Annotated in this window: 14 protein-coding genes; 6 read left to right on the top strand and 8 right to left on the bottom strand. The window is 43.6% G+C overall.

The genetic code is table 11. The features are described from left to right. The first annotated feature begins 131 nt into the window (after nucleotides 1-131). Nucleotides 132-884: an exodeoxyribonuclease III gene (locus ACIPK1_RS02195; protein WP_301388261.1), complete on the top strand. Its 753-nt coding sequence runs from the start codon at nucleotides 132-134 to the stop codon at nucleotides 882-884. Between the two features lie 84 nt (nucleotides 885-968). Then, nucleotides 969-1,502 carry a 3'-5' exonuclease gene (locus ACIPK1_RS02200; protein ID WP_005234143.1) on the top strand — a complete coding sequence of 178 codons (534 nt, stop codon included), beginning with the start codon at nucleotides 969-971 and terminating at the stop codon, nucleotides 1,500-1,502. A gap of 75 nt (nucleotides 1,503-1,577) precedes the next feature. Here ACIPK1_RS02200 and ACIPK1_RS02205 read toward each other — a convergent pair whose 3' ends face one another. The 5 genes from ACIPK1_RS02205 to ACIPK1_RS02225 all read right to left on the bottom strand — a co-directional run bounded on the left by ACIPK1_RS02205 (nucleotide 1,578) and on the right by ACIPK1_RS02225 (nucleotide 5,130). Further along, nucleotides 1,578-2,093 (bottom strand): GNAT family N-acetyltransferase, encoded by a 516-nt coding sequence (locus ACIPK1_RS02205; protein WP_301388258.1) that lies wholly within the window; start codon nucleotides 2,091-2,093, stop codon nucleotides 1,578-1,580. A gap of 16 nt (nucleotides 2,094-2,109) precedes the next feature. Then, complete coding sequence (locus tag ACIPK1_RS02210) at nucleotides 2,110-2,634, bottom strand: GNAT family N-acetyltransferase (protein ID WP_008380704.1); 525 nt, start codon at nucleotides 2,632-2,634, stop codon at nucleotides 2,110-2,112. Continuing rightward, nucleotides 2,627-3,100 (bottom strand): tRNA (adenosine(37)-N6)-threonylcarbamoyltransferase complex ATPase subunit type 1 TsaE, encoded by a 474-nt coding sequence (gene tsaE, locus ACIPK1_RS02215; protein ID WP_101699304.1) that lies wholly within the window; start codon nucleotides 3,098-3,100, stop codon nucleotides 2,627-2,629. Before tsaE ends, ACIPK1_RS02210 begins: the two co-directional genes overlap by 8 nt. A gap of 215 nt (nucleotides 3,101-3,315) precedes the next feature. After that, a complete protein-coding gene (gene pta / locus ACIPK1_RS02220) occupies nucleotides 3,316-4,299 on the bottom strand; it encodes a phosphate acetyltransferase (RefSeq protein ID WP_008380699.1) in 984 nt (327 codons plus the stop codon). 141 nt (nucleotides 4,300-4,440) lie between these two features. After that, complete coding sequence (locus ACIPK1_RS02225) at nucleotides 4,441-5,130, bottom strand: uracil-DNA glycosylase (protein WP_005234138.1); 690 nt, start codon at nucleotides 5,128-5,130, stop codon at nucleotides 4,441-4,443. A gap of 132 nt (nucleotides 5,131-5,262) precedes the next feature. Here ACIPK1_RS02225 and ACIPK1_RS02230 point away from each other — a divergent pair, with 132 nt between their 5' ends. Both ACIPK1_RS02230 and ACIPK1_RS02235 read left to right on the top strand, forming a co-directional pair. Further along, on the top strand, nucleotides 5,263-6,132 hold the full coding sequence (locus ACIPK1_RS02230; protein WP_016612723.1) for a Cof-type HAD-IIB family hydrolase: 870 nt from the start codon (nucleotides 5,263-5,265) through the stop codon (nucleotides 6,130-6,132). A gap of 39 nt (nucleotides 6,133-6,171) precedes the next feature. Next, entirely contained in the window at nucleotides 6,172-6,693 is a 522-nt protein-coding gene (locus tag ACIPK1_RS02235) for an LURP-one-related/scramblase family protein (protein ID WP_005228514.1), read from the top strand. A 4-nt stretch (nucleotides 6,694-6,697) separates the two neighbouring features. On the opposite strand, the gene ACIPK1_RS02240 is transcribed toward ACIPK1_RS02235, so the two are convergent. Together ACIPK1_RS02240 and ACIPK1_RS02245 are read right to left on the bottom strand one after the other, a co-directional pair. Next, the gene (locus ACIPK1_RS02240) at nucleotides 6,698-7,264 is read right to left on the bottom strand and encodes a GNAT family N-acetyltransferase (protein WP_005234129.1); all 567 of its coding nucleotides are present in this window, start codon (nucleotides 7,262-7,264) and stop codon (nucleotides 6,698-6,700) included. Nucleotides 7,265-7,357: 93 nt separating this feature from the next. Then, nucleotides 7,358-7,735: a VOC family protein gene (locus tag ACIPK1_RS02245; RefSeq protein ID WP_005234127.1), complete on the bottom strand. Its 378-nt coding sequence runs from the start codon at nucleotides 7,733-7,735 to the stop codon at nucleotides 7,358-7,360. A 135-nt stretch (nucleotides 7,736-7,870) separates the two neighbouring features. Between ACIPK1_RS02245 and nrdI the strand changes: the two genes are divergently transcribed. Next, the gene (gene nrdI / locus ACIPK1_RS02250) at nucleotides 7,871-8,320 is read left to right on the top strand and encodes a class Ib ribonucleoside-diphosphate reductase assembly flavoprotein NrdI (RefSeq protein ID WP_005228511.1); all 450 of its coding nucleotides are present in this window, start codon (nucleotides 7,871-7,873) and stop codon (nucleotides 8,318-8,320) included. A 41-nt stretch (nucleotides 8,321-8,361) separates the two neighbouring features. Beyond that, nucleotides 8,362-10,011 (top strand): MutS-related protein, encoded by a 1,650-nt coding sequence (locus ACIPK1_RS02255; RefSeq protein ID WP_301388252.1) that lies wholly within the window; start codon nucleotides 8,362-8,364, stop codon nucleotides 10,009-10,011. Nucleotides 10,012-10,078: 67 nt separating this feature from the next. On the opposite strand, the gene ACIPK1_RS02260 is transcribed toward ACIPK1_RS02255, so the two are convergent. After that, the gene (locus ACIPK1_RS02260; RefSeq protein ID WP_016621616.1) at nucleotides 10,079-11,899 is read right to left on the bottom strand and encodes an LTA synthase family protein; all 1,821 of its coding nucleotides are present in this window, start codon (nucleotides 11,897-11,899) and stop codon (nucleotides 10,079-10,081) included. Nucleotides 11,900-12,052: the final 153 nt, after the last annotated feature.

The following is a 12,052-nucleotide window of genomic DNA, read 5'->3' on the forward strand; positions in this document are numbered from 1 at the left end:
CGAATTTTCTCTAGCATCCAAATTTAATCCTCATTCTTCCTCCTTATTTTCCTCATTCCGCTCACTTGCTTTGCGCTTCTGGCTTTTTTAGGTAAAATGGGAGGCGTAGTGGAAAATAAGGAGGAGTCTCAATGAAATTTATTTCTTGGAATGTGAATGGTTTACGGGCCATCGTTAAAAAAAATTTTTCTGAAGTGTTTGAAGCCCTCGATGCTGATTTCTTTTGTTTACAAGAAACAAAGCTGCAAGAAGGTCAGATTGAATTGGATTTACCAGGCTATCATCAATACTGGAATTATGCGGAGAAGAAAGGCTATTCCGGCACGGCGATTTTCGCAAAAGAACCTGCGCTATCCGTCCGTTATGGATTAGGAATCGAAGAACATGATACGGAAGGTCGCGTCATCACACTAGAGTATCCTGAATTTTTCTTGATTACTTGCTACACACCGAATTCTCAAAATGAATTGCGCCGCTTAGATTATCGCATGACTTGGGAAGATGCCTTTTTGGCTTACTTGACTGAATTGAAACAACAAAAGCCAGTGATTCTCTGTGGTGATTTGAATGTTGCCCATAAGAATATCGATATCAAAAACTGGAAAACCAATCAAAAAAATGCTGGGTTTACACCTGAAGAACGGGAAAAGTTTTCGACTCTTTTGACTGCTGGCTTTACCGATACGTTCCGTTATTTCTATCCAGATGCAGAAGGCATTTATTCTTGGTGGAGCTACCGTTTCAACGCTCGCAAAAACAATGCCGGCTGGCGCATCGATTACTTTGTCGTTTCGGATGACTTAAATGAGCGCTTGCTAGATGCCAAGATCCATACAGATATCATCGGCAGTGACCATTGCCCGGTGGAACTGGATCTCAAATAACCGTAAGAAAACTTCAGTTTTTCTTAACGTTTGTTCGCTTTTCATTCTTTGATTTTGTGCTAGAATGGCAATGAGGTGAGTCTGATGAATTTTATCGCAATGGACTTTGAAACAGCAAATTATCAAAAGCATAGTGCCTGTTCCCTTGCACTAGTCATGGTACAAGATAGCAAAATCGTGGGCGAATATTACACATTGATCCAACCGGAAACGGAATTTTTTTGGAAAAACATTCAAATTCATGGCATTCGTCCAGAAGATGTGCAAGAAGCGCCTAAGTTTCCTGACGTATGGAAACAAATCCAACAATATTATCAATTAAACAGTCTGATTGTTGCGCATAATGCTGGTTTTGATACCGGCGTTTTGGCGGGGTGTCTTGACTATTATGGGTTGTCACAACCAAACTATCTTTCCTTGTGCACGGTACGAACAAGCCGCAAACTGTATCCAGAATTTACGAACCACAAATTAAATACGGTTTGTGAGCAATTGCAGATTCCTTTACTAAACCACCATGATGCCTTGGAAGATAGCCGGGCATGTGCCCAAATCTTATTGCGTCAAGAAGAAGAATTTGGCATCGATCCATTAAAAAAAATGGTTTTAGTCAAATAAATAAGAACGTGCGTCCTAAAGTCAGCATTGCGCTAGACTTTAGGACGCACGTTTTCATTTAAGGAAGGAATCATTTTAAGTTAGATCGATCCAATAATGACAGATTACAGCGCCATCTTCAGGATCAATGGCTTTTTCGGTTAGTTTACCTCCGTTATTTTCAATGACTTTGGCGGAAGCACGATTGGCTTCTTTACAGGTTACTAACACGTTTTTCAAGCCAAATTGTTTGGCCTTTACCAATGACTGTGCCAGCATTGCCGAGCCGATGCCTTGCTTTCGATGGTCTGGGTGCACCGAATACCCGATGTGTCCGCCAATTTGGCGCAAATACGCATTAAGTGTCAGACGCAGATTCAAGAGACCGACCACTTTTTGATCTTGGATAGCCAGATAGGTACGGGCGGGGACGAATCCTTCTGGTACCGTTTCAGCTGTTTTAAAATCCGCCAATCCCTCTAGCCAGTCTTTGGCTGTCGGACTTTCTACAAGTCCTGCCCCACCGTGGATGACTTCTTGATTCTTCTCAAACGCTTGCCGATACGCTTCGATTTGATCGCAGTCTGCGATCGTCGGTTCCCGAAACTCCATTTCCTTCACTCCTTTTTTATGATTCAAAAAGACGTGCCATCATCAAGACGTCAACTTTTTGCCCCTCGCGGGTTTGCACTGCTTCTTTCATGCAGCCTTCTGTTAAAAAACCAAATTTTTGATACAGATGGATCGCTCGTAGATTTCTCGCTTGGACGGTCAACTCGATGCGGGTCAATTCGCCAACTTCTACTACCCAGTCCAGTAATTCTTCAATCAGGAGCGAACCTAAACCCAAGCCCCAATAGTCTTTTAAAATCGAGATACCGATCTCCCCGACATGGGCTAATTGCCACTCTTCGTTGCCTTTGACTGATGCCATGGCGATCAATTGTTCTTGATCAAATGCCAACAACAGCAAATAGTCCTCCCGTTCATAGATAGCATCCAGCTGTTCTGCCAATAGGGCTTCTGGCAACGCCAAGCCGCTTTCGTCCATTAAGAGAAAATCCGTTTCTTCTCCTAGCTGTTGACTGACTGCTAACACGGCTTTCGCATCAGCACCCGTGGCTTCTTTGATCTGTAATTGGATCTCACTCATGGGCTGCCTGCCATTTGGTTGTGATCCGTTGCAAAAAGGCGGTTGCTTTGGAGCCATATGCATGACATTTCACAAGACGTTTTTGTTCATCTGTATCATCTTTTTCCAAAATCAGTTCTAAATAATCCTCTGGCAGGGAGGCTTCTAAGAGGTTGCCCCACTCGATCACACACAAGCCATCTCCTTCGAAATAATCATCCAGTCCTAAATCTTCTGCACCGTATTCCACCCGATAGACATCCATATGGTACAGGGGTAGCCGCCCATTGGTATATTCACGAATGATCGTATAGGTCGGACTTTTGATCAGTTGCTCGATCCCTAACCCCAAGGCGATGCCTTTCGTCAATGTTGTTTTGCCAGCACCCAAGTCGCCCGTCAATACCAGATTATCCCCTGGCTCGGCTACTTCTCCAATGATTTTTGCAAATGCTGCGGTTGCTTCTAAGTCGTTAATGGTAAACATAGTCCCCATCCTTTGATCAATCTAATTTACTAGTTGCTAGTATAGCTTGTTTTTCAAGGAATTGTAAAGAAGGAGCTTAAGGAAAATTTCCCGACGACCACTGGATCGTTGATTCATACGGACGCCCCCTGCTTTGCTGCCCTCAACTTTCCAAAAGCAAAACAAAAAACTGACCCTCAACGGATCAGTTTTTCATAAGTGCAGCGATTGGCTGCTTATTTTTCCATTAATGTTTGTGCCGCAGTAATGATTGATAATTTGTAGACATCTTCTTCATTTGAACCACGAGACAAATCAGAGATTGGTTTGTTCAACCCTTGTAAGATTGGTCCAATCGCTTCAAAGTTACCGAAACGTTGGGCGATCTTGTAGCCAATGTTTCCTGATTGTAAATCGGGGAAAACAAAGACGGTTGCTTTACCTGCTACTTCAGATTCAGGAGCTTTCAATTGCGCAACTGCTGAGATATACGCAGCATCGAATTGCAATTCTCCATCGATTTGATATTCTGGTGCCAATTCTTTGGCGATTTTTGTTGCTTCAACGACTTTATCTACTTCCGGTGCTTTCGCAGAACCTTTCGTTGAGAAGCTTAACATAGCAACTTTTGGATCGATTTCAAATAATTCAGCGGTTTTCGCTGAGTCAACAGCGATTTCTGCTAGTTCTTGTGCATTTGGGTTTACATTGATGGCACAGTCTGAGAACAAGTATTTTTCTTGGTCACGACCACGAACCATTAAGAAAGCACCACTTGTACGGCTCACACCTGGTTTTGTTTTGATGATTTGTAAAGCGGGTCTTACTGTATCACCCGTAGAATGGATCGCTCCGGAAACCATTCCTTCAGTAATGCCCATGTAAGTCAACATTGTACCGAAATAGTTGACATCTTTTAAGATTTCTTCTGCTTGTTCTTTCGTTGCTTTGCCGTTGCGGCGTTCCACAAAAGCTTCAACCATTTCATCCCAACGATCATAATTTTCAGGATCTAAAATTTCAAAGTTTGATACGTTGATTCCGCGAGCTTCTGCTGCTTTTTCGATTTCAACCGGGTTACCGATCAAAACGGGTTCAATCAATTCTTCTGAACGTAGACGGCTAGCAGCACCTAAGATACGAGGATCTGTTGCTTCTGGAAAAACGATTTTGATATGACGACGCACGATTTTAAATTTTAAACTTTCGAATAATTCCACGGGTAAAGACCTCCAGTTTTTTTATACCCTTCCATTGTACAATAACTGCGAAAAAAAGAACAGATAAAAATCCTGTATTAGTCGATTATTTTAAATATCGTTACCTTTTTCACAAAAACACCAGTTCTAAATAACACAGTTTTACAACTGTGTTATTTTTTCCGGTAACGCCCAAGAAATCGGTTCTTCCCCTAATGCAAGCAACGCTTGATTGATCTTAGAAAAAGGCTTTGAACCAAAGAATCCTCGATGTGCCGACAACGGACTTGGATGAGGCGCTGTTATAATAATATGTTTGCTGGTATCTAGTAAAGCGGCTTTCTTTTGAGCGGGTTTGCCCCAAAGCACAAAAATGACCGGTTTTTCTCGTTGATTCAATTTTTCGATAATCGTATCTGTCAGCTGCTCCCAGCCATGCCCGTGATGTGAATAGGCTTGTCCCTCACGTACCGTCAATACGGTATTCAACAATAAGACCCCTTGCTGCGCCCATGGCACAAGATAGCCATGGGACACAGGTGCAATCCCTAAGTCATCGGCTAATTCCTTGTAAATATTGCGTAAGGAAGGCGGTATTTTGACCCCCGGCTGCACGGAAAACGACAGTCCGTGGGCTTGGTGAGGGCCATGATAAGGATCTTGACCTAAGATGACAACTTTTACGTCATGGTATGGTGTCAGTTTAAGTGCTTCATAAATATGATCCATCGCTGGATGGATCTTTTGCTGGGCATATTCTTGTTTCAAGAAAGCCCGTAGTTGTTGGTAATAGGGTTGCTCAAATGATTCCTGCAATTGTTCTTGCCAATCATTGTCCAATAGTCGTTTCATGGCGAATCTCCTTTGTTTTCTTCTAGGATAACAAATCCCTCCCCTTAGAAACAAGAATTACTCTTCGAAAGAAAAAAAATCCGTGATTTATGGTACACTATTTGTAGAAACGATTAAGAAAGGACGCTGACAATGATCAAATTAATTGCTTCTGATATGGATGGTACGCTTTTAAATGCCAGTATGCAGATTTCAGAAGAAAATATCCAAGCAATCAAATATGCCCAATCCAAAGGAATCGAATTTATGGTCGCAACTGGCCGTAACCGTAAAGAGGCATTGCCGCCGCTGCAAGAAGCCGGGATCGACTGTGCAATGATCACCTTGAATGGGGCCCAAGTCTATGACGAAGCGGGTAATTCATTATTTACTGTGCCGATCAGCCATGAACAAACTCGTTCGTTGATCGACCTACTAAAAGAAAACGACATCTATTTTGAGGTCTCAACGAGCAATGGGATCTATTCGGAAAGTCAGACACGTCGGATCGAAAATTTTGCGATCCATACGGCAGAAGCAATGCCCCATCTCACTCATAAGATGGCGATTGCTATGACAGCTGCCCGTTTAGAATTTTTACCGATCAATTATGTCGATGATTTCAGTGAGTTGTTTTCGATCGAAGAATTAGAATTTTTGAAAGTGATCTGCTTCCATCAAGATGGTGCGCGGGTATTGGGTCCTATCACGAAAATCATCGATGGGTACGGCGATTTAGTGGTGACTTCTTCTGGACAAAACAATATTGAGATCAACCACCGAAACGCGCAAAAAGGAATCGCAGTGGCACATGTCGCCAAAGATCGGATGATCTCACTGGCGGAAGTGATGACGATCGGTGACAACTTAAATGATGTAAGTATGCTGCAACTGGCAGGCGTTAGTTTTGCAATGGGAAATGGCGAGTTAGAGGTAAAAGAAGTCGCGAAGTATTTGACGGACACCAATATTGAGGCTGGTGTCGGCAAAGCAATCGTTCGGGCAATTGATGAAAATCTTTAAACCACGCAGCTTTTTGGGGATACATGAGGAGGCGTAAGTATGTCAGAATTTTTCATCCAAGATAGGCAACTTAGCAGAGTCACACGAACCATTGTCAAAGATGAAACAGGCAAATCACTATTTTTGATGGTGGGACGTTGGGGAACCAAGGGCGATGCCCTCTCCCTTTACCGTTTAAATGGGCAAATGGTCGCTAGTATCAAACAAATCAGCTTTACTTTTGGTACACGCTTTGAGATCTACAAAGACTTTGAGAAAGTCGGTACACTGCAAAAAATCTTTAACTGGCCAGGTGATTTCTACTATATCCAGCAGCTTCACTGGGCGGTCCACGGCGATATCTATAATCATCGCTATGGGATCCATCATTTCAATAAAAAGATTATGGAGATGGACAAAGCGACCTTGTTGACGGGGGATTATTATGTACTGGATGTTGTCGATGACCGGGATGCGCCGGTCTGCATCTGTATTGCGGCCGTCATGGATTACTGGCTGTACAATCGGCACCGCAAAAAAGACCATCCTCTTGAGCTTCGACTAACAAATGGAACCAGCTGAAAAATCAGCTGGTTCTTTTTTGCATATGGTCGTAAAGATGGCCACTGATCTCTCTTTGGGCCACGACTTCAAATCCGTGCTTTTCATAGAGCCGCTTCGCATGGGGATTTGCTCGGTCAACACTCAAGCCGATCACCTCATAACCATCTCTAGAAGCAATTTTCGGCAATGCTTCTAACAAGGCTGAGCCGACGCCTTTGCCCCGAAATTTCTCAGCCACACAGATGGTATCTAAGTACCATTCATTTGGTAAAGTCTCTTCATCGATAAACAGCTTCATGTCTTTACTCAAACCGTACTGTTCCAGCACTTTATCTAGAGGCTGATCGATCGTCGCCTCTTCTTTGTCTGGATATCCAAAGGCGACGCCAGCAACTTCTCCGTCGATCTCATTGACTAGCGCACGGCGAAAGCCGTAACGATAATCGGGTTCTAGCATGGCATCTGCCAATATCTCTAAGGTCTTGGCTTCTCCGATCTCTTTGACAAACGGCAATTCCATGTCCTTTAAAATGACTAAAACGAGTTCAGCCATGACAAAACGATCTTCTTCTTTTGCAAATCTTATCACGTTTTTTCCTCCTTGCTTCTATACATAGAATAACAATTCTCTCAAGAAAAACCAAGTTGAATCGACAAAGGATCAACACAAAGTCTTCCTTGTTTATTCATGTAATTCCAACGGCAAGCCGTCTGGATCTTGGAAAAAGGTCATCTTCTTATTGGTGAAGGTATCAAAACGAATCGGTTCGCACACAATCCCTTTAGTGGCTAACTCCGCTACGACTGCTTCAATATTTTCCACCGCAAAGGCCAAATGTCGCAAGCCGGCTGCTTCGGGAAAACTTGGTCTTGCTGGTGGGTTTTCCACCACAAACAGTTCTATTTCTGATTCCCCAAAGCGCAAGTCGATTTTTACATCTTTCTTTTCTGGGCGCGCATGTTCACGAATCACTTCAAAGCCTAATTTTTCTACATAAAACTCTTTGGTCTGTTGGTAATTACTAGCGATGATCGCCACATGATGCATTTTTGAAAACATTATTGCCACTCCTTTGTATTGGACTCCTCTCTCAGTTTAAAGCCTTTGGCTGCATTTTACTAGAAAAGACTGCCGAAGTTCTCCTCTTTTCATAAATGGTTTCTGTTATACTAGAAAGCGGAAGGTGATGAAAAAATGAAACTACTTTATATTTCAATCTCTGGAAATACCCGTGCATTCGTCAACCGCTTGTTGGCCTATGCAGATCAGCAAGACACACCGAGCACTTGGGAAGCCAAAGAAATTCATGACAATAGTGTCTTTGAACAAGAAGACGAACCTTATGTGGTTTTTGTCCCTACCTATTTAGAAGGTGGAAACGGCGTCGATAACGGCGATCAGGAGATCCTTACAGAAACCATGCGGGAATACATTGACTATGAAAACAACGCCGCTCTTTGCTTAGGCGTGATCGGCAGCGGCAACAAAAACTTTAATTATCAATATTGCTTGACCGCAAAGCAATATGCGGAACAATTTTCGATTCCGTTCTTAGCGGATTTCGAGCTGCGAGGCACGACCCAAGATATTGAACGGATCTATGCTTGTTTAAAAGAAATCGATCCTGCCCACAGCAACACTTAGCTTTAGCCAGCATTCATTAGCCATTAGGAGGACTTTTGCATATGGAACCACAAACGATGGTCATTTTGATCATACTCGCCAGCATTCTCATCTTGACCGCACTAGATATCTGGAATCGATACAAAGTACGTCGTTACGTTCGGCTTGCTTGGGGAAAACTTCCCCGTCAGCCCCGCTTTGATAAAGAAGCGAGTTTGAAAAAAGCTTGGCTGACTGAGAAGAAGTTTCACGATTTTGATAGCGAGGTCGATGACATCACTTGGTATGACTTGGATGGCTTTTCGTTGTTTGAGTCCATTAATCTGACGTTTTCCAGTGTTGGTTCAGAAGCGTTGTACCAGCAATTACGCAATTTCCACTTCAAGCCGGACAAACAGCTGACCAAATTGATCGACTTTTTTGCTGCTGACAGTGCCGCACGCGAACAATCCCAATATACGTTTGCTCGTTTAGGAAAACAAGATGATAATTTTTCGAAAGCCTACTTGGCCAATGAAGCGGCGCAATCGATCGGTTCTCTGCCGTTCTTTGTCTTTTTAGGTGTGCTGCCATTAGTCGGCATCTTGCTGCTCCTGCTGGGGATTGTCCAAGGCCTCCTGTTGACGTTGATTAGTGTCGTTTTCAATACGATCTATTACTCCATCAAAAAAGCCAAGCTGGAAACAGAACTGAACAGCATGCGCTATTTGGTTCAAACGATTGCCTGTGGCAGTCAGATCGCTAAAATCAACACGCCCCTCCAAGATGAGCTCAAACAATCCTTGGCACCATTAAAGAAGATCACTCGTTTCGCTTTCTCGTTTCGTGCCAAAAACGGCAGCGAAGGAGACATGTTGTTTGAATACATCAATATCATTTTTATGCTGCCGTTTATTTCCTATCAAACGGTCACCAATACTCTGGCCAAACACCAACAAGCAGCCATCGATCTGTGGAATTTGCTGGGAAAATTGGAAGTCGCAGCCGCCATTTTAAATTTTCGCACGTATATGCCCATCACTTGCCTTCCGACCTTCCAAACAAGCGGAGGTGTGCAAGCAACGGGTACATATCACCCGCTTCTAAGTGAAGCAGTCATGAATGATGTCACTTGGCCCCACAATACCCTTGTAACTGGCTCCAATGCCTCAGGCAAATCGACATATGTCAAAAGTGTCGCCATCAACTGTATTTTGGCACAAACCATCCAGACAGCAGTAGCTGAAACCTTTACGATGGTTCCTGGTCACGTCATTACCTCGATGGCTGTCGAAGATGATCTATTTGAAGGCGACAGCTATTTCGTGGCGGAGATCAAATCCATCAAACGCCTGCTAGATACCGTTGCCACGAAACAGCGCTGCTATTGTTTTGTTGATGAGATTTTAAAAGGAACCAATACGGTGGAACGAATCGCTTCTTCTGCTAGCATCATCCATTGGTTGCGAGCCTACCCATCATTGGCCTTTGTCGCTACCCATGATATTGAGCTGACTGAAATTTTGAAAAATGATTGCCGCAACATTCATTTTTCTGAACAAGTCACGGAAGATGACGGCATCTCCTTTGATTATAAGGTCAAATCCGGTCCTGCCTTGAGCCGCAACGCGATCGCCCTCTTAAAAGTCATGGGCTACCCTGAAACGATCGTTCAAGACGCCTACGCCGCCGCCAATGATTTTGATCAAAATCGTAAATGGCAGGAATTATAACTTCACACAAACAAAAGCGCCTTATCCCAGTGTCAGTCACAGGATAAGGCGCTATTTTATGTTTCATTTAGTCAAACAAACCAGTCGTTAAACTGTATTGCTCTCCTTGTAGCACATCATATTGGATCAAATTGTAGGCATCATAGATTTCTTGGGCTTCTTGATCCAACGCAAGAGTCGTCTGCCATTGTCCCTCTTGATAATATTGACCCAGTTCAAAAGCCGGCAACTCATCTTGCAAGCCCAACAACAACTGGTAAAACCCGCTGGTTGGTTGATCACTGGCTTCTAATAGGTTCGGCGCAAAATAAAAAGGACTTGTTACTGGTACATCTTCTGGCGCAAAATTCCCTTGCGAATCAACCATCAAAAATTCGGTTTCATGCAGGGCAGCCGTTTCATTTTGATCCTTGATCTCATCGGCATAAATGCCTGGTAAATGATCTCCCCAAAAGACGACCAACGTTCGCCGATCTAGCTGCTCTAATTCAGCCACAAAGTTTTTCAACGCTGTACTGCTATAAGAGATATCCTGTAGGTAGTTTTCCAAAGAAGCCATATTGCCCGGACCGCTCGCTTGGTAATTCAGCGTATCGTATTTGCCAGCATAAGGCATATGGGTCTGCATCGTCACTAAATGGACAAATTGCGGTTGCTGATCGTTTTCCAACAATGCCAGCACTTCTTTGTAGGCCGCCTCATCAGAGATGTAAGGATTATTTTCGATTTTGTCGGTATAGGTCATCGTATCTTGATCGATAAACTGTTCAAACCCCATCACCCCATAGACATCCTTGCGTTTGTACATTGATGTATCGTAAGGATGGATCGCCGTTGCCGTATACCCTGATTGTTCCAAGAAAGAAACCAAGGATGGCAGTTGCGTCAATTTCGGCACTAGCATCGTGTAAGGCGTTGTCATTTGCGGATTCAATAGGCCCATGGCAAAACCAGTCAACGCTTCAAATTCGATGTTTGCCGTACCGCCCCCATAATTTTGCGAAAGCATTTTTCCACTGATGGTTTGATCGGCGACGTGGTAATAGTCTTTCAACGGATCGCCGGTGATCGACAAGCCATTTAAATGGCTCGGGTCGGAAAAGCTCTCACTCATCACATAAACGATATTTGGTGCTTCACTTTCACGGTCTTGGTTTTTCTCCGCCGCCTGTGCATTGTAGGTATCCGCAATCGCTTGGATCGCTTCTTTTGAATACCCCTCAGGCTTCGTCATGGCATCTACCCGCAAGTTGTACAAAAACCCACCGATAAATCCCGTATTGTAATAGTTCATTTTTTGTGAATACGGAATCCAGAGCGCCGTCTGATTGTAGGCTTTGCGTAGAAGGTTGTTGCTGTCGTTGAAGTGTGAAACATAGACTAAGCCCAGCGAGCATACGACCAGCACTGCCCCTCGCATTACTTGTAAACGCCGGTTTAATTTGCGGCTGCGATAGATACTCCAGCCGATCGCCCCGATCGCCGCCAGAGCAAAGAGGATGGCTAAGAAAAACGCGCCATTGCCGATCATGGTTCGTAGAAGGTCGAATTGAGTGACCATCTTTAAATCATCAGGATAGATTGGTTCTTGGCGATAGACCATCTTCGTATGGTTGGCGTACCCTAAGATTCCGATGACGACACTATAAAAGATGCCCCCGATCAGTACTGAACCTGCCAAACTGGCAAACACCCCATACACCAGCAGTAGCACCCCACAAGCCAAGAAAAACTTTGCTGTATGCCACGAAAAGGCAAATTTCAAGGCTAATTCAACGGAAAGATTGTTTTGACACCATTGCAAATATAAATTACTGAAAATGATCAACAGGACGATGGCGATGCCTTTTAATGCGATCTTCAGATAAGGATGGCTATTTATTTTCACGAAGGAACATTCCTCCTTTTCTACACGTTCTAGGTACCCTCGTATTTTATGCTTTCAAGACAAGAAAGTAAAGCCAGGGCAAGAAGCTTTTGTTATTTTTAAAGAAAGCAACCCTCATAAAAAAAGAGTCTAAGGTTTCTTGCCCCCTAGACT

The sequence above is a fragment of the Enterococcus sp. NPDC086594 genome (genome assembly GCF_044746145.1).
GTDB classification, from domain to species: Bacteria; Bacillota; Bacilli; order Lactobacillales; family Enterococcaceae; genus Enterococcus_D; species Enterococcus_D entomosocium.